Here is a 17,677-nt window from a genome sequence, read left to right on the forward strand (position 1 = left end):
GATGTCTTTGTAGTTTTTATTGCTGTAATGTCTACAGACTTTTATAGAAGATATTAGATATATTTATATATAAATATGTCATTAATTAAAACTTACCATATTTAGTCAAACTCTTTAATAAATAATCTTTTTTTATATTTAGTAATTTTACTTGAAAATGTAGTTGATTTGAATTGAATCATATTTAGTTAAAAAAGAATTAAAAAAGATGGGACTTAAAAAAAGACATTAATATTATCGTTTCTTCCCACCCTTCCCCCTCTCCTCCTTTATCCTCTCAAGCAAAATCTCCGCCGTCTCATAACCCCTGCCTTCTCTTCTTGCAATCTCAGCCTCTGTCTCTACAAGTTCTCCTGAAAATGCCTTTGCAAGAATGGACTGCCTGAGTTTTTCGGTTTTTTCTCTTGCCGCTGCAACTTTAGCTTCAATCGAATCGGCAAAGGAAAAGAGGGCAGCAATACGCCGGACAATTTCCTGCTGTTCGGAGAGAGGTGGGAGAGGAATTGTCAATGCTCTTATGTCCTTAAGATAGAGGTGCGGTTGTGCAGTAGAACCCGAACCTTTTTTCATTATATCTCTCCATACAGGAGCATTTAATATGTATTGGACAAATCGAGGATTTGCTCCGTTTTCTGTCAATCGAATAGCAGCCAAGTTTCTGTCAGCACTGAATACAAGGTTATCTGAAACAATAGCAGTTTCTCCAATAGTGCCTACGCAAGTGATAATTAGGTCATCCTTTTGAGGATTATAACGAGTTTTTACTATCTCAAAATCATCAGGAGATATGTATGTGCAGTTATCAAAGGTGACTTCCCAATTCTTAATATTTCTTGCAGTTAAATGTGGTACTCCTTTTTCCACTCTCTTTGGCGGATTATGGTCTCCATCAGTCACTTTTGATGCGATTTGTTCAATAGTAACCGATATCCATTCATCAGGCAAAGTGAAAGAATCAAAATTTTGCGTATTTTCAGGTGCTTTGTATTTTTGTTTCCATTTATCATTTTGTGACATTTTGCCATTAGAAACAAATTTTTCGAGATTTTCCTTTTCCCAGTACTCCATTCGTTTTTTCTTTATTGACTCGAAAAATATAGAAATCTCTTCTTTGTTTACATACTCCTCTCGCCATTCCTCAGTTAATCTTCCATCACATGCAGCCGCAAGCACCGATTCCCTGAACTTCTTTAAAATCTCCGGCACCCTGTCAAGCTTTTCTTTTGTTGAATCCAGACGGGCGAAAAGTGCTTCAATAGCTAAAACGATGCGGTGCTGTTCGGAAAGTGGGGGGAGAGGAATCATGGAATACTGGACAAAATCTTTTGGTACACGTTTTTGTCCAACGCTACCAGTCATATTTGACTCTGCAAGCTTGCGATACGATTCTTGACGAATGTAGTGGTAAAGATAATCAGGGAGAATTGCGCCTTTTGAGCGAAAAACGATATATTCAGTTGAGCCAAACCCTAAATTGTTTAACAAATTTCTTGCAACTGCAGCTTTTCCATTTTCCATACAGGGAGTGATTTTAGCAAATATTACATCATCATTTTGAAATGCAGTGTACCCTTTACGTACCTCTGAAAATGGTCTAATCTCGGGGTCTGTTATTTCACCTGAAACAGCATCTACTGCTGGCATTGGCACAAAGGTGACTGGAGTATCTGGGGAAACAACATCCTTAGGAGGCTTTGATGGATTTATCTCTAAAACGTCTTCAAAAGAGACAAACTCCCACCCTTCAGGCAGTTCATTCTTCTGGTGCATACCCATTCCCCATCAAATCAAGAATAGCATTCAACTCTCCCAGAGCCGCTTCAAGCTCGTCAATCGCCTCCGCTGCAAGTTCTTCAGGATCGGGCAGGTCGTCGGTGTCGCTTAAAGAATCGTCCCTGAGCCACTTAAGGGAATCAATTTTGTAGTCGCGGGCTTTGAGTTCGGAGATATGGAAACTGCGCCATCGGTCTTCCTGAGAATCCTTTTCCTCGCGTTTTGCCCTGCCGTTTGGATCGGAACCGAAGCACTTTTCAAACTCCGCAAAATGCTCTTTTGTGAGCGGGCGGTCCTTTTTCGTGATCTTCGGGACATTGGTCCGGCAGTCGTAGACCCAGGTCCGGTCTGTGGGGATGCCTTTCGTAAAAAATATCACATTGGTTTTCGTGCCCGGGGAATAGGGCGTGAATGTGCCGTCCGGAAGCCGCAGGACCGTGTGCAGGTCGCAGTCTTCGCAGAGCACCTTGAAAACCTCTCCTGCCTGGTCTGCAAAAAGCACGTTGTCAGGGACTACGATTGCAGCTCTGCCGCCGGGTTTCAAGATTGTCATTACGTGCTGGATGAAATTTAGCTGCTTGTTTGAGGTTTCGATAACGAAATCTTCACGGACAGGGGCCTGGTTTGCGCCTTTTGTCCCGAAGGGTGGGTTGGTGAGCACCACATCGAACTTTTTTGATTCCGGGATTTCATAAATGGAATCTCCGAGTTTGATTTCAGGCTCGATGCCGTGAAGGTAGAGGTTCATAAGGGCGAGCCTGCGCGGGCGTTCCACAAGTTCCTGCCCGAAATAGGTGCTGTAGCGGATGAGTTTCGCCAGGTCACGGTCAAGGGCTCCGCCTCCGGTTACAGCTTTCAGCCATTCATAGGCGCAGACCAGAAAACCGCCGGTTCCGCATGCAGGGTCCATAATTGAAAAATCGCGGTGGTTTCGAGGGTCAGGTCTTGTGCACCTTACAATTGTCTGGATTACAATTCTTGGCGTGAAGTACTGTCCGGCACCCTTTTTACCTTCGCTTGCTGCTTTTTCCAGAAGACCTTCAAAAGCCATTGCTTTGACATCAATATCAAGGCCTGTCCATTCGGTTTCATCAACAAGAGAAATGATTTTCTTAAGGCTCACGGGGTTGTGGAAACGTGAAAGAGCGCCTGCAAAGATATCACCAAGGAGCTCTTCCTGCTTACCAAGTGTTCGAAGCGCATCATTATAATGTTCGGTGAGTTCGGTCCCTGACATTTTTTTCAGGGATTGCCAGTCACAGGCTTCCGGGAGTTTAATTTCCCGCTCGTCAGCCATTTTTAAAAAAAGCAGGTATGTAATTTGTTCGATATAATCGCCGTAATCGATACCTTCATGCCGTAAAGTGTGGCAAAAACCCCATAATTTCTGTACAATATCACTCATGCTGCAACTGCCCTGTTAAATTCTGAAATCAAAGTAGAAAGCTTGCCCTCAAAAACACGGTTAGCTTTATTCCATCCGCCGTAATCGGAAAACACGGGAATATATTCGAAGTCCTCTTTGTCAATGGAGAGGTTTGCAATCAAATGCGATCTGATGCGGTCAAGCCATAAACGCTGATCAGATGTAAAATCTTTTCCCACGGTTACCCGGTCAAAAGCCAGGCTGACCCGTTCTTCCGCTGTCAGGAGAGACTCTTCTTCGCGGGCAGCGTGCTTGATCATCGAAATAATGTCCACAAGAGCTTTATTATATTTCTCTTTGTGTGCCCTCTGCAAATTTTCGATAGTGAACCGCTGCTGGGAAGACTCAAGTTTCTCTTTTAACTCTCCAAGTGCATCCGTGTTCCATTCCTGCGGGCGGTCAAGAAGAATGCCGATTGCAGCAATCTTTTCGGAATTCTCTTTTACAAAATCAGAAAAAATACTCAGATAATCATCCGGTTTATATTCTTTGCCAGCCGCATCCCTGACTATCCATGTGGATGAAACCACGTCCCTTATTGCATAATCCACAAGGAAAGTCTTTGGTGGTCTGGGGTAATTCTCAAGGAGGTTCAAAAAGTCAGGATTTCTCAGGATTCCCGTCGTCCCTGTAAAGTCCTCTGAAAGCCGCCTTTCAAGAGAGATAGCAAATCGGTTCAGATCACCTTTTTCTACAAAAGCGCTGAACATATCCCGGGATTCTCCGCTCATCTCCTTATCGATTCTGTTGAGCCTTTTTGTCAGGACACGCACATTATAAGCCCTGTCCCGGTTATTCCATATATCTTCAATAACCTTTTTTATCGGTTTTACTTCCTTTCTGGGCGGTTCGGCTGTCACACCCGTAACCCCTTTGAAATAATCAATGAGGGTCCCGCCAAAGCAGTCAAAAACGACAAAATGAGACTTATCGGGATAATGTTCCCCTTTGCGCGTACCACGCCCGATCATCTGTTCAAACAGGATTCGGGATTTCATGGATCTTAAAAACACGATATATTCGATGTCCGGGACATCAACCCCTGTTGATAGAAGGTCAACGGTTACAGCAATCCCAGGTTCTTTCCTATTCCTGAACTCCCTGATCCTCTGTAAAGGACGGTCAACTTTTCCTGTAATCTTCTGGACGAACGAATCCCCTCTACCAAAAATATCCCTTGCCTGATCAACTATCTGGTCAGCATGGGAAGAAGAATTTGCCAGGTCCTGTACGGCAAAGATCAGGGTCTTTGGAAAGCGTCCATATCTTTCTTCATGCTCATCGGCATACCGTTTGATCTCCTGAAGGATTTTTTTATTAGAATCAATATTAGTAATCTCCTTCTCGATCTTCTCAGCCGAGAACTCACGTTCGTCTTCAAGAGTGTCTATTTTATTTTGCCCTGTTTCGGAATCTATAACTCCGACCATTTCTCCTTCACGAAGGAATATCCCACTCATGCGGACGCCTGATTCCAGTGCAACAATATCATAGTCAACTAGATATCCGTCTCTGACAGCCTGTTCATAACCGTATTTATAAACGACATCTTTAAAGTATGCAAGTGTATGAGCAGCAGGCGTAGCCGTAAGCCCTACTTTTATAGCATCAAAATGGTCAAGTGTGTCTCTCCAAACCGAAACCTCCTGTGCGGAATAACCCCTGTGACATTCGTCAGCTATGATCAGGTCAAAAGCATGAATTGGAATATCAAGCTGCCCTGCATCTTCATCCTCGGGCTCGTCACTGCATGAATAATCAGAAGCCTTTCCGAACAGGTTAATGGTCATCCGCTGAATTGTGGATACATATACAAAACTGTGCTCTGGCTTCGGGTCTGTAAGGTAGGCTTCAGGGATCAAATTTGAATCAAAAGCTTCGTTTTCATCCAAATCGCCTCTTTGAAAATGCTGGCTGTAAACCTCATAGGTTTTATCAAATTTCAGTCCCTGCTCAGTTTCAAAGGACGAAAAAGCCCTGACCGCCTGCGCAGCAAGTGCTCTTCTGTCAACAAGAAACAGGACTCTTTTTGCAACCCCTGCCTTAATCAAGCGGTAAATAAGATTGACAATCGTAAATGTCTTCCCGGTTCCGGTAGCCATTGCAACAAGCATTGTTCGTTTTCGGTCAGCAATAGCATGCCCTATCGCATCACATGCTTCACATTGATAGGGTCTCATTCTCGTGTTATCAGGTATATCAAAAAATCTGGCACTTTTCTCTTCAGAGTCATAATTTAACTTCTCAACCAGCGCCTCAGGTGTGTGAAATCCGGATATTTGTCTCGAACGGCTAAGAGCAGGACGCACATCATGGTGCCGGATGCCTTTTCCGTTAGTGGAATATAAAAAAGGAACTTTGTATCCGTTAAAATTGAAAGGATTATTTGAAAGCCCACGTGAATACCTTTCAGCCTGCGTTAAAACACTTTGTGTACCAGACTCTTCTTTCTTTGCCTCAATAATTCCGAGGATTTTTCCTCCTACGCAAAGCGCATAATCCGCAGGTCCGTAATCAGTTGGATACTCTCTTATCGCACAATTATTGTAATTATCTTGTCCTTTTGTCTTATCATAGAAAACGATATTCCACCCTGCAGCAGCAAGCATCGGATCTATCAGTCTTTTCCGTGTCTCAGCTTCATTGAGTTTAGCCATTGTGAATCATCATAATTATTGGGGATTTGTTATGGGAATTTAAACTCCATCACAGATTATATTTATTTGTATAAATAAGTTGGAGTTTTTTTATTGATATTTATAATACAATAGTAATTTATTAAAAAAGGCACTCTGAAAAAGATACATTATATACAATGCACAGACTTACAGAAAGTGAGACTATGGCATGAAAAGCTGTAAATCTTCTAATTTTTCCCTGCCTGTAGTTACCTTCCTGTATTTCGGAATCGTGAGCCCTGGGAAGAGGTAACTTTTTTCTTGAAGTACCGAATAATATAACTCCAGTGATTATAATTATGGCATAGGTGATATGGTGGCGTATTTATTCCTATTTAATATATTTTACTAATATCTCCATTAAAATGGAATAAAGAACAGGAAGGTTGCTGAATATTCACCATAGGGAAAACTTCAAACAACTTTTGAACTTCTTTACAGGTTTTTTCAACTTATTCTTATCGAATCAAAAACCATTGACGGATAGCCGATATAAAGAGTAAAAAATTTACCATTATATTTGAAGGACAAAACTTAAATTGCAGAAATAGATTTCCACTGTTAAAACATGGACACTCTTCTAATGATAAAAGTGTTTTTAATACATTACAACCTTTTAATACATTATCAGTTTTTAATACTTCACATATTATTTCTAATTAATTACATTCAGTTTAATAATCAGGGATGCGTGTTTATACATGAAAGAATCCGTCAGAAAACTTGGGCTCATAGGGGCTGGCCTGTGGGCAATGACAGAAGATAGAGTAAATGAACTTGTGAAAGACCTTGTCGACAGAGGGGATATCAGCAAAGAGGAAGGCAAGAGAACTGTTCAGGACCTGGTGGAGGAGAGCAGGAAACAGAGGATTGACCTCGAAAAGAAAATATCTGATAAAATGCAGGATGCCATTGCAAAGGCAGATGTTTTCACAAGAAAAGACATGAATGAGCTTGAAGCAAGGTTAGAAACCCTGGAAGACGAAGTCCGGAAAATGAAAAATAAAGAAAAGATGTTCTTCAAATGAGATCATCTTTTTCTATTCTTAAATATCTTTTTTAATCTATTCTTAAATATCTTTTTTAAAGTTCTTCAATAACTATTTCTTCGTCAAGGCTTGAATTATTTAGCAGGTCCTCAAGGTCTGTAACATTTTCCTCAAACTCCTTAAGATCTGCTTCGGTTAGCTCCTGTTTTGCTGAGGTATTTTCGCCATCCTCTGAACCCGGAATCTCCTGGGATATACCTGCTTCTCCCACGTCTGTATTGTCTTCAACGCAGCCTGATGCTGCAAGCCAGAAAATTAATATTGAGATTACAAATATATGTGTAAATTTTACCATTTTTTTGCCCCCTTAACTCTCCAGTTCTTCCTCAGTGGAATTTTCTGATTCATTTTCCGTTCCATTTTTGGCATCATCGAACTCTGGTTCTGGATTATTTCTGGCTCTATTTCTGTTGGTCTCTTCAGATCTATACTGCTCCAATTCCTCGAAGATTTCTTTCAGGACCTGATTTGCTTCTTTTATTTCTCCAAGTGCATTTTGAAGATAGCCGTTTGCTTTTGAAAGTTCTTCCTCGGTAGCGTTTTCTTTATTGTAAATCTCTTTTGCAGCCTCGTTATTCTTCCTTGCTGAAGCCATCAGGGCATTATAATTTTCAAGCTTTGACTCAAGTTCAGATGTATTTACTCCGGTTTCATTCAGTTTATCCAGTTCTTTTTCAAGCTTTCTGGAAATTGACTCTGATTTGTTAGCAAAATCATCTATTTTCTCGCCTGCAGTCTGTCCCGTCTCTACAGCAGTCCTGTTTTTCACATTGTTCCAGACGCCGCGCACAGATTTAGTTGCTTTTGTAAAGTCTTCAAGGTCTTCGGCTTTTTCAATAGCTTTCTTCTCTTCCTGTAGCTGGCTTATTCTTTCCTCAATAGCATTAATTCTCGCTTCCGTGCCGCTCCCGTTAGACTGTTCAAGGTTGTACTGAACTTTTTCAAGGTGGGCTATTATATAGTCAATACTTGCATTCAGGTATTCCCTTGTAGTTTCCAGGTCTTTTTCATTGTAATTTCCTGCTCTTAACCTGCTCCTTATTATAAGGAAGTTTTTCCTCGAATTCTGGTAATTATTTTTCTGAGTATTTAGCTTTTCTTTTAACTGTTTTCTTTCCTGCACTTCTTCATGCGGCTGTTTCTGTCCCCGGGTTAAATTCTCATTTTGATTTTTTTCCTGATTTTTCTCCTGAAGCAATTCAGTTTTCTGAAAAGTTTCAAAAGACGCTCCATTCCTGTCAGCATTACCTGCCCCAGCCCCATTTCCGGCAAGAGCTGACGGTGATAGTACACTAAAAAGTATGAATATTAAGGTTAGATAAGAAGCATAATGGATAATTTCCCCTGGCTTAGTCGTATGACTTCCTCCATTGAAATTTTTGATTGTTATATTATTGAGGAGGGACAATATATAAGTATATTTTTTCATAAAGAGGGTTATAAGTAGATAAATGTTTAATTTAAAGCCCAACATTGATTCTATTAATCACATAAGACTTCAAAGGCATTTGTGCTCAGTAAATTACTGCTAATTAAAGTAAACTTTTTATACTTCAATTCGATATCTGTGTAAAAATAATTAGTGATTGTATGGACTTTTATATTTTTGATTTTTCTCTTTCGAATATAGATCTTCAGCATCACATAAATAAAATAATTAAATAGTAGCGTTTTGCCTGTAAAAGCTGGATTTTACTGAGGATAATCCGATTCATTCCTGGTATTACCTGAAAAATAATGGCTGGATTAAAAATCAAAACTCCAGACTCTGGCCTGTAATAAGCATAAACCATTAACCGAATTAAACAGGTTAATACCGGATTAACAGAGACAGAGAACAAAATCGAATAGAAAACTGGAACAAAAAACTTCAGTGCTTGAAAAGGAGATTTTGAGAAGACAGAGTATGAAGGATATTTTTTAATTAAATATTTCATTTGAATATTTCATTTGAATATTTCATTTGAATATTTCATTTGAATATTTCATTTGAAATTATCTTTTCATTTCATTTACGTTTTTCACTTCTTACTATTTTTATCTCTTCACTTTTTACTCCTGTTTTTATTTACCTTTTGTCTTCTTCTCGTCTCACTTTCAGCTATTCCGGCTTTTTTGTTTTACACCCGGGAGTTCTTCAAGTACTATTTCGTCTTCAATACTTGCATTTTCCAGCAGTTGCTGAAGCTCAATCATGTCATTGTCAATTTCCTGAATTTCAGCCTGAGTAAGTTCTATTTCTGAATAATCCGATATCCCATTCTCTGCTCCGGCGTCAGGATTAATTCTTTCATCATCCATATCAGATTCACTATTTCCAACACAACCGGATCCTGCAAGCCAGACTATTAAGGCTAACAGTAAAAGCAGATGAGTGAGTTTAGCCATTTTAATGTCTCCTAATTCTAAATCTATAATCAGAGAAGTTCTCAGCCTTTTCTTCTGGGGGATGTTTTTTATTCTGCTTCTGAATAATTAATTCGTTTACAGGAGTACCGTTTTTACAGATTAATTATCAATTCATATAGATAATTATTAATCTGTACCTTTTGTATTATTAAGTTCTGTTTTTATATCATTTTCTGTTATAACTTTTCCGATTTCATTAAAGCCATGTCCCTTCAATTCATCGAAAATTACTTTAAGTATCTGATTCGCCTTATTCACATTATTTAGAGATTCACGCAGATAATTGTTTGCCACTTTCAGATCGTTCTGGGTAGCAGTGTCGTCTTCATAAATAGAATCAGCAGTTGCTTTCTTCTCACGGGCAGCTTTTATATATTGATTATAACTGGCAAGCCTTGTCTGAAGATCAGCAGTATTGACACCGGTTTCGTTCAGGCTTTGAATCTGAACCTCAAGCCCGCCAGAGAGATTTTCTGATTTCTCAAGGAACTCCCCTACTTTCTGGCTAACGATTTGCCCTGCACCTGCCAGGCTGGCTTTCTGTGCATTGGTCCATATTCCGCGCACGGAACTGACTGAAGTAATGAGTTCAGCCTGGCTGGATGCATCTTTAACTGCTGCCTGTTCAGCCTCAAGCCTTTTAATGCTTTCATCTATGGCAGCTATCTTTTCTTCTGCTCCACTGCCGTTTGAATGCTGCATATTGGTTTTTACATTTTTCAGGTGGGCTATCATATAGCTGATACTTGAATTAAGGTAGACTTTAGTGGCATCTATAGCTTCTTCAGAACCCGGATTAATTTTTCCTGTCTGAATTTTATTTCTTACTTTCAGGAAATCCCCTTTTGCTTCCCTGTATTCACTTTTCTGTAACTGAAGCTCTTCCTGGGTATGTTTTCTTTCCAGTTTATAAGCTGTATATTTATCCCTGTCCTGCGTCTGGATTCTTTCCTCTTCCTTCACGCTTTCGGAACCTGAACTTTCAGTACCTCTATTCTTTTCTGAACTGTTTTCATAATTTTCTGTATCGATAGTATTTTCATCTGCATACTGATTTCGATTTCCATTCTCCGGTAAAGATTTGGCAGCAAATGCTTCTCCAGACAGTATGCTGAGTATGATTAATATAAATGTGATATAAGCCAGATATCTAACAACCACTAATTTTTTCATCTGACTGCCTCCTTTGGCAAGTTATAATACTGTGATAATGGAATAGTGACATATAAGCATACTTTTCAGAATAAAACTGATAAATTATATTATATTTGCTTGCAAGCTTGATTGGATCTCTATTTTCTTGATAAAACTTTAATGCGCCTCCAGCTTATTTTAACCTCTGATAATGAAAAGTAAAAGATTTATGCTAAAAACCCATTTAAAGCTTCGTGAATTTTAGAAAGCTCTGCAAGATCGCCTGTGTATTTATTTTCCTGCTGTTTGTTCAGGGAAACGCAGTTGCGGCGACGATTCACGGGTCTGTATACGAGTGGTATACTTTTAAGCCCCTCGAGAACTCAATAGTCGAGATTAACTCTACTCCGGAGCAGTATCTTGTTGCAACGGATGCTGAATACTCTTTTAACCTTACTCAGGGAACATATCTGATAACTGCCAGTTATCTCGAAGATAACACCATAGTATATCAGACTGAAGAAGAAGTTATAATTACCTCCGATGATGGTGATTATGTTCACGACCTTCTCCTCTTCCCAACCTATCAGCAGGATCTTCTTTACCAGGAGGACTTTGAAAATGTTGATCTGGATCTGGAAGAAGAAACTCAACCTGAGACAAATTCACAGAATACGATCCTTATATTTGCAGCAGTCGCACTCTGTATTCTGCTTCTGGCAGGTTATTTTATAAAAAAGGGCAAAAAAAATCCTCCTGGAAAGGCAGCATATCCCCCGGAAGAAACTCGATCTCTTACTGGATCAGAACCGGCTGCGTCAGAATTAATTTCATCAAATCCGGCTTCATCAGAATCAATTTCATCAAAACCATCCTCATCAGAATTAATTCCATCACATTCAGCTTCATCTGAATCAAATTCACCGGAATCTGAAAATCTCAAAGCAGAGTCACAAATGCCTGAATATGCAGAGCCGGGTGAAGGTATCTCACTCGAAAAGGTTTCCGGAACAAATTATGAACTTTCTGGATCTCATATTGGAGATGTCTCTGAGATAGTGATCCCTGCTCAGGAAACAGAGATACCTGTTCAGGAGACAGAGTTATCTGTTCAGCAAAGAGAAAAGTTGCCAGCTGACTCTAAAACGTCTATTAGTTCACTCTCTGAAGAGAAACCTGATTTGTTAAGTCCGGAAGTTCCGAAAAGCCGGGAAGCAGGCCTGCCGGATGATCTGAAAGAAATTATGGACCTGATACGAGCCAGTGGAAACCGGATCACTCAGAGAGAGCTCAGGAAAAAGTCACCTTATTCAGAGTCCAAAGTCAGCCTTATGCTTTCGGATCTCGAAGAACGCGGATTGATTGAAAAGTTCAAAAAGGGCAGAGGGAACATTATTAGAATTCCAGATTCAGAGATTCTCAAACAGGGAGAGTTTCTGGAAAAGAAGGAGTAAGCGAATGTATAGGAGTAAGTGGGATGTATAGAAGTGAGTGAGATGTTAGAGGTAAGTAAAATGTATAGAAGTAAGTGAGATGTTAGAAGTAAGTAAAATGTATAGAAGTAAGTTGGTACAGGATAAGTGGGATGTATAAACAAAATAGTAATTTGAATGAAGTATTAAACTCTTACCTAAACTCTTACCTAAACTCTTACCTCTTTTGAAAAACCATAAATAGCAAACTATATAACTGAATTAATCTACTAAGCAGCAGGAAAAGTAATAAAAATTTCAAAGACTTGGCATATGATATTTCCGGTTCGCATCCTGATTCGTTATGCAGGAACTGCCTTTTATAATCTGGCAAAATCAGTTACTTTATATGAATATCGTATGTTCATTAAAATTAATATATTATTATTTGACGTCTTGAATATTATAAATTGCACGAGGGACACTATGCGAGTTTCCATGGACATTGAATTAAAAGATGTGCCCGGGCAGATGCTTTTAGCCCTCCAGCCTCTTTCGGAATTCAAAGCTAACCTGATAACGGTTTTGCATCATCATCAGAAAAGGACCCCCAGAAAGACGGTACCCGTACAGCTCGTACTTGAGATGAAACCTGAAAGTATAGAAGCAATAAAGGCAAAACTTGAGGAAAATGGGATAAGAGTTGTAAGGGTTGGAGAACATCGTTTCAGAGAAAGCATAAATGTGGTTCTTATAGGGCACGTGGTCCATACAGGGATACAGGACACTATTGACGAGATTGATAAGACCGGATTTGCGGAAGTCGTGGATCTTTCACTATCCATGCCAGGCATTAATTTGCTTTCTTCAGCCCTGATCAGAGTCGATGCTGTGGGCAAAGAAGACCTGCAAAAGGCGCTTGATATTCTGAAAAAAGTCTCGGCAAAGAAAGATTTGCTGATGGTGCTTCCAATAGACATCCAGGCCTGATAGAGAAGGAGATTTGAAAATATGAAAACAGTGCGCTGTTCTATTTTAGGATTTGGTGCAATCGGACAGGGTGTAGCCGAGGTACTCCTTATGAAAAAAGAGTATCTGGAAAGTATCGGGCTGGAAATTATAGTGGTCGCTGTAGTGGACTCAAGAGGAGCTACTGTAAATCCCGAAGGTGTTGACCTTGCAGACTGCCTTGCACGCAAAAGAACCACGGGCACGGTTGCTATTGAAAAAATTACAGGCGTTGAGGTTATAAAGTCCATAGACCACGACCTTGTGATAGAGACCACTCCCACAAATATCGTCACCGGAGGAGCGGGGCTTCAGAATATGTTTGCAGCCTTCGAAATCGGTAAAGATGTCATTACCTCCAATAAAGGTCCACTTACCCTGAAATACAGAGAACTGATGGAAGCTTCAAAAGTTGCGGGGTCCAGTTTCAGGTTCGAAGCTACGGTTGGCGGTTCCATGCCCATCATTAACCTGGCAAATGAGGTTCTTGCAGGAAACAGGCTTAAAAGCATCAAAGGAATTTTGAACGGGACATGCAATTATATTCTTACCAGGATGCTTGAAGAAAGGGCAAGTTATAAAGACATTCTCGCCGAGTCCATGGAACTCGGAATCGCCGAAACCGACCCCACATACGATGTGGACGGGATTGATACTGCCTGCAAGCTTGTAATCCTTGCCAATGCGATTTTCGGCCTCAATGCAACGTATAAGGATGTTGAGGTTACAGGGATCACGAAAATTACTCCCGAAGCTCTGGAAATGGCTTATGAAAGAGGGCACGTGATCAAGCTCATAGGAGAGGTCAGCAGGGAAAGAATCCATGTTGCTCCGAGGCTTGTGCCCATCAATCACCCTCTTGACGTGAGGGGCACTCTTAATGTGGCTTCCATAGATACCGAGCTTGCAGGAGAAATTACAGTTACGGGTAAGGGTGCAGGACCTGTAGAAACGGCAAGTGCAATTCTCAGTGACCTGATTGCAATTTACGGAAATAAGTAAATACTTGAAGATACAGGCTTCCATTGACCGGAATCTGAAAAACAAAAATAAAAGAGGCTGTGTGGGTAATGACAAGTTTCAGGGAATTTGCAGAAACGTGCCAGGCAATTGAAAAAATATCAAGCACTATAGAGACCACAAATAAGGTTGCCGACCTTCTCAAAAAGGTTGATGTTGAAGAGCTTCCTGTTGCCACTCATTTTATTATGAGTGAGGTTTTTCCTGCCTGGAGTGGGGAACAGCTCGGGATTGGCACAAGCCTGCTTTACGTTTCTCTTTCCAAAGCCTCAGGCATGTCCATACACAGTATAGAATCTCTTGTCCGGACGACCGGAGATATAGGGGATACAGCACTCCTTATCCTTAAAGAAAAAAGAAAAAATCAGGTGACATTCTCTTCTTTCTTTGAGGAAAAGCCAGAGCTATCAATAACAGAGGTTTACAGGCGTTTTAAGATCGCATCAAAAGCTTCTGGAAAAGGTTCACAGGATATTAAGGTCAAAAACCTCCAGTTTCTGTTCACTTCATCAAGTCCTAGGGAAGCAAAATACATCGCAAGGCTTGCGCTTGAAGAGCTCAGGATAGGCGTGGGAGAAGGAGTTGTCAGGGACGCTATTGCAAAAGCTTTTTCTGTTCCTGCAGAGATTGTGGAACATTCCTTCATGGTTACGAATGACCTCGGAATAGTGGCTGCAGCGGCTAAAAAAGGAGGGGTTGAAGCTCTCGAGAGACTCGGGATCGAAATTAACCGCCCTATCAAGATGATGCTTTCTCAGATCAGCCCTGACATAGATGCTGATATAAGAGCCATGAAGGAGGTTGCAATTGAATGGAAATTTGATGGGGCCAGGGTCCAGATCCACAAGGACGGAAATTCCGTAACTCTTTTTTCGCGTAAACTTGAAAATGTTACCAGTTCCCTCCCTGACCTCGTTGAAATAGTCCGAAAACATGTAAAAGCTGAGTCAGCGATCCTTGACGGAGAAGCCGTAGCTGTGGACGAAAATGGGGTTCCAAGGGCTTTTCAGGAAATTCTCAAGCGTTTCAGGCGAAAGTACGATGTCAAGGAAAAGGCACTCGGAATTCCTATCCAGCTCAACTTTTTTGACATTATGTACCTCAACGGCAAAACTCTGATAGATCTCCCGCTTCTCGAGAGGAGGAAAGCTCTTGAGTCCTGTGTTGAGAGTTCTGTCGAGGACTCAAAGTCCATTTCCGTGGCTGAGCAGGTCATAACCGGAGACCTTGAGCTTGTAGAGAAGATCTACAGGGAAGCCTTAAAAGCCGGGCATGAAGGAGTTATGGTTAAAAACCCGAATTCCGTTTATTCTCCTGGAAAACGCGGAAAAAACTGGCTCAAGAAAAAACCTCTCATGGACACTCTTGACCTTGTAATTGTCGGAGCTGAATGGGGTTTCGGGCGCAGGGCAAACCTGATCGGCTCTTATACCGTTGCCTGTTACGACCCCGATACTACTCGCTTCCTGCAGGTAGGCAAGGTCGGCACGGGGCTTACGGACGATCAGCTAAAAGAGCTTACGGAAATACTCTCAGGGCTAATGGAAGGCGGAGAAGCCGGAGGAGTATTTGCTATCAGGCCAAAGGTTGTCCTTGAAATCGCTTTTGAGGAAATCCAGAAAAGCCCCAACTACGACTCGGGTTTTGCACTTCGTTTTCCCCGTTTCATCCGCATCCGTGACGATAAAGACCCGGAAGAAGCGGATACTATCCAGCGGATAGGGCGTGTATACAGTCAGCAGCTGAAAAGACTGTAAATTTCCTGTTTTTGAAAAGAGCTGAAGAGTGAAATAAAATAACCTGTTTGAGCTGATTCATAAAAGGAATCAAATATACTTGAACAGGTCGTCCCTTTTCATTTCGTGCAGCCTGTCCCTGAGAAGTCCCTTTAATGTTTTGAGGTCTCCTTTTTTGGCGCTTATGGGAGCAATAATATGCTTCCAGTTCTGCCAGGGAGGTTCAAGTCCCAGACGGATGGCGACCTCGTTGAGGAGAGGGTCAGACTCGTTTTCTTTGACTTTGTCCATCTTGTTTGCAGCAACAATGGTATCAATCCCGATTTCTCTCAGGAAATCAAACATCTCAACATCGATTGGAATCTGGTCTCTTGAATCCCACCGGTCAACTATTTCTGGAAATACCGGCCCGTCGATTACCAGAACAGCTATTTTAATCCTCCCGGCATTATCTTCAATGTAGTGTACAGTTTTGTCCTTTACTATGTCCTGCTTCCTCTCCTTCACCCCGCTCATGAAGCCGAAACCCGGCATATCTGTGATTAGCAGATCCGAGACCTGGGCATGTGTGGGGCGCAATGTGACTCCTGGACGTTTTCCTACCCTGACCTTTGCCCCGAAAAGTTCTTTCAGGAGAGAAGATTTGCCTACATTTGAACGTCCTGCAAAAATAATCTCAAGGTTTATACCACTTTCAGATGCAGTTTTACTTGTCTTCATTTTTGTTTAACCTCTTTTGCTTCTCCGATCTTTTTATCGAAAGCCCGGAGAAAACTTTCCAGAGAATCTTTCGGTATTCGTGCTCCTGCCGCAACAGGGTGCCCGCCTCCGCTCCCTCCAAAACTGGGAGCAACTGAGCGGAGGATTCGGTTCAGGTCTACTTCTCCGCGGGAACGTATACTCAGGTCATACGCTCCCTTTTTCTCCCTGTATTCCGCTGCAATTCCAACCTCCCTCCGGCCGTAGGAAGCTGCATAGATTGCTGCTTTTGAAATGGAGTTATTTGTATTTACAACATACGCGCTGTTTTTGAGGGCTTTAACACTTTTTTTCACGCAGAACCGGATTTTTTCTTCGTTAATTGCAGCTTCTCTTGCGAGTTCGAGCAGATCCGGGATATTTGAAGGGATTACATTTTTTGAAAGAGGTTCAAGCAGAGTCCTTTTGAATTCATAATCTTTTCCCTTATGGAGTATTGCCTGGATCAGGGTCCCTGCCTGGAAATAAAGGCTTCTTTTGTCCCAGTCTTTCACCCAGTCCTTTACACGGGGGGTGTTATCACTGAAGTCCCCTATAGCCCCGTAAATTGCAACTCTTTTCATCTCCGGGCTCAGAAGGTCTTCAAAAACTCTATAAGTCAGCTCTGAAGCGCATACTTCTGTTTCATGGTAAAACCATTCTTCCTTACTGCACCTTTCCGGAAGTGGGTGGTGGTCAATGTAATAAAGGTTACATTCTTCCGCAAACTTCCCAAGTACACATTTGAGTTCAGTGCAGTACCTTTCATCAATAGCAATATCGCAGATAATGAGAGTTTCAACATATTCTATAAGATTTAATTTTTCAAGAAGGCTGACAGGGCTTGTAAAGTATACATATGCATCAGGAAAAGCGCTTTTTGCAAGTGCTCCCGAACATATCCCGTCAGAGTCTCCATGAGTAAGGATCAGGGTTTTTGCTTTGAGCTGGTTCTGAGCGTCTGTCATGATTTGATTCCTTTTTTGTCCTGCTAATTTTTTAATGTATTATTCTAATTGTTTTGTGTTCCTTATTAATCAGTTGATAGTATTTACTGATATTACTGATACTCAAAAACTTAAACCGTTTTTTTCATGCTTAAAGGAACCCTAACTATTTTTCAAAAAAATTAGCCCTCTTGATCAAAGCGAAAAAGGCTGCGTACTGTTGCGACTACGTCGCAAGTACAGGGAAAGCCATGATTTTTCTGTCCCTGGGCGCAATTCGGACTAAGCGTAATTCTACTGACTCGATAAGAGGCCTCCTGAAATCATGATGCAGAGACAGGATGTCC

The 17,677-nt window shown here is 41.2% G+C and carries 14 protein-coding genes; 5 read left to right on the forward strand and 9 right to left on the reverse strand.

Going from position 1 to position 17,677, the window contains the following annotated elements; all coding sequences use genetic code 11:
- Positions 1-234: 234 nt before the first annotated feature.
- From M886_RS11050 to M886_RS11060, 3 genes are read right to left on the reverse strand one after another with little or no spacing between them, the layout of a single operon-like run.
- Positions 235-1,770, reverse strand: coding sequence for a restriction endonuclease subunit S (locus M886_RS11050; RefSeq protein WP_053014985.1), 1,536 nt, complete (start codon positions 1,768-1,770; stop codon positions 235-237).
- Positions 1,754-3,178 (reverse strand): type I restriction-modification system subunit M, encoded by a 1,425-nt coding sequence (locus M886_RS11055; protein ID WP_048051180.1) that lies wholly within the window; start codon positions 3,176-3,178, stop codon positions 1,754-1,756. The genes M886_RS11050 and M886_RS11055 overlap by 17 nt, the downstream gene beginning before the upstream one ends.
- Positions 3,175-5,856 (reverse strand): type I restriction endonuclease subunit R, encoded by a 2,682-nt coding sequence (locus tag M886_RS11060; RefSeq protein WP_048051181.1) that lies wholly within the window; start codon positions 5,854-5,856, stop codon positions 3,175-3,177. Before M886_RS11060 ends, M886_RS11055 begins: the two co-directional genes overlap by 4 nt.
- Positions 5,857-6,578: 722 nt before the next feature.
- On the opposite strand from M886_RS11060, the gene M886_RS11065 reads away from it, so the two are divergent.
- A complete protein-coding gene (locus M886_RS11065) occupies positions 6,579-6,905 on the forward strand; it encodes a phasin family protein (RefSeq protein WP_011034615.1) in 327 nt (108 codons plus the stop codon).
- Positions 6,906-6,960: 55 nt separating this feature from the next.
- Here M886_RS11065 and M886_RS11070 read toward each other — a convergent pair whose 3' ends face one another.
- The 4 genes from M886_RS11070 to M886_RS11085 form a co-directional block, all read right to left on the reverse strand.
- Positions 6,961-7,221 (reverse strand): hypothetical protein, encoded by a 261-nt coding sequence (locus tag M886_RS11070; protein WP_015412741.1) that lies wholly within the window; start codon positions 7,219-7,221, stop codon positions 6,961-6,963.
- A gap of 12 nt (positions 7,222-7,233) precedes the next feature.
- Entirely contained in the window at positions 7,234-8,355 is a 1,122-nt protein-coding gene (locus M886_RS11075; protein WP_235203936.1) for a hypothetical protein, read from the reverse strand.
- 668 nt (positions 8,356-9,023) lie between these two features.
- On the reverse strand, positions 9,024-9,314 hold the full coding sequence (locus M886_RS11080; protein ID WP_011034618.1) for a hypothetical protein: 291 nt from the start codon (positions 9,312-9,314) through the stop codon (positions 9,024-9,026).
- A gap of 147 nt (positions 9,315-9,461) precedes the next feature.
- Positions 9,462-10,508, reverse strand: coding sequence for a hypothetical protein (locus M886_RS11085; RefSeq protein ID WP_048051182.1), 1,047 nt, complete (start codon positions 10,506-10,508; stop codon positions 9,462-9,464).
- Positions 10,509-10,723: 215 nt separating this feature from the next.
- Between M886_RS11085 and M886_RS11090 the strand changes: the two genes are divergently transcribed.
- The 4 genes from M886_RS11090 to M886_RS11105 all read left to right on the forward strand — a co-directional run bounded on the left by M886_RS11090 (position 10,724) and on the right by M886_RS11105 (position 15,666).
- Positions 10,724-11,923: a helix-turn-helix transcriptional regulator gene (locus tag M886_RS11090; RefSeq protein WP_048051183.1), complete on the forward strand. Its 1,200-nt coding sequence runs from the start codon at positions 10,724-10,726 to the stop codon at positions 11,921-11,923.
- Positions 11,924-12,367: 444 nt separating this feature from the next.
- Positions 12,368-12,871 carry an amino acid-binding protein gene (locus M886_RS11095; RefSeq protein ID WP_048038009.1) on the forward strand — a complete coding sequence of 168 codons (504 nt, stop codon included), beginning with the start codon at positions 12,368-12,370 and terminating at the stop codon, positions 12,869-12,871.
- Between the two features lie 21 nt (positions 12,872-12,892).
- Positions 12,893-13,891, forward strand: coding sequence for a homoserine dehydrogenase (locus M886_RS11100; protein WP_048051184.1), 999 nt, complete (start codon positions 12,893-12,895; stop codon positions 13,889-13,891).
- 68 nt (positions 13,892-13,959) lie between these two features.
- Entirely contained in the window at positions 13,960-15,666 is a 1,707-nt protein-coding gene (locus tag M886_RS11105; RefSeq protein WP_048051185.1) for an ATP-dependent DNA ligase, read from the forward strand.
- 69 nt (positions 15,667-15,735) lie between these two features.
- Here the strand turns inward: M886_RS11105 and engB are convergent, their stop codons facing one another.
- Both engB and M886_RS11115 read right to left on the reverse strand, forming a co-directional pair.
- Complete coding sequence (gene engB, locus M886_RS11110; RefSeq protein WP_048051186.1) at positions 15,736-16,365, reverse strand: GTP-binding protein EngB; 630 nt, start codon at positions 16,363-16,365, stop codon at positions 15,736-15,738.
- Positions 16,362-17,351 carry a DHHA1 domain-containing protein gene (locus tag M886_RS11115; protein WP_048051187.1) on the reverse strand — a complete coding sequence of 330 codons (990 nt, stop codon included), beginning with the start codon at positions 17,349-17,351 and terminating at the stop codon, positions 16,362-16,364. The genes engB and M886_RS11115 overlap by 4 nt, the downstream gene beginning before the upstream one ends.
- Positions 17,352-17,677 lie beyond the last annotated feature (326 nt).

The sequence above is a fragment of the Methanosarcina soligelidi genome, assembly GCF_000744315.1.
GTDB lineage: Archaea > Halobacteriota > Methanosarcinia > Methanosarcinales > Methanosarcinaceae > Methanosarcina > Methanosarcina mazei.

Bases quoted from the DNA above. Each gene is read 5' to 3' on its own strand.
- M886_RS11050 (WP_053014985.1), bottom strand. From the start codon at position 1,770: ATGCACCAGAAGAATGAACTGCCTGAAGGGTGGGAGTTTGTCTCTTTT.
- M886_RS11055 (WP_048051180.1), bottom strand. From the start codon at position 3,178: ATGAGTGATATTGTACAGAAATTATGGGGTTTTTGCCACACTTTACGG.
- M886_RS11060 (WP_048051181.1), bottom strand. From the start codon at position 5,856: ATGGCTAAACTCAATGAAGCTGAGACACGGAAAAGACTGATAGATCCG.
- M886_RS11065 (WP_011034615.1), top strand. From the start codon at position 6,579: ATGAAAGAATCCGTCAGAAAACTTGGGCTCATAGGGGCTGGCCTGTGG.
- M886_RS11070 (WP_015412741.1), bottom strand. From the start codon at position 7,221: ATGGTAAAATTTACACATATATTTGTAATCTCAATATTAATTTTCTGG.
- M886_RS11075 (WP_235203936.1), bottom strand. From the start codon at position 8,355: ATGAAAAAATATACTTATATATTGTCCCTCCTCAATAATATAACAATC.
- M886_RS11080 (WP_011034618.1), bottom strand. From the start codon at position 9,314: ATGGCTAAACTCACTCATCTGCTTTTACTGTTAGCCTTAATAGTCTGG.
- M886_RS11085 (WP_048051182.1), bottom strand. From the start codon at position 10,508: ATGAAAAAATTAGTGGTTGTTAGATATCTGGCTTATATCACATTTATA.
- M886_RS11095 (WP_048038009.1), top strand. From the start codon at position 12,368: ATGCGAGTTTCCATGGACATTGAATTAAAAGATGTGCCCGGGCAGATG.
- M886_RS11100 (WP_048051184.1), top strand. From the start codon at position 12,893: ATGAAAACAGTGCGCTGTTCTATTTTAGGATTTGGTGCAATCGGACAG.
- M886_RS11105 (WP_048051185.1), top strand. From the start codon at position 13,960: ATGACAAGTTTCAGGGAATTTGCAGAAACGTGCCAGGCAATTGAAAAA.
- engB (WP_048051186.1), bottom strand. From the start codon at position 16,365: ATGAAGACAAGTAAAACTGCATCTGAAAGTGGTATAAACCTTGAGATT.
- M886_RS11115 (WP_048051187.1), bottom strand. From the start codon at position 17,351: ATGACAGACGCTCAGAACCAGCTCAAAGCAAAAACCCTGATCCTTACT.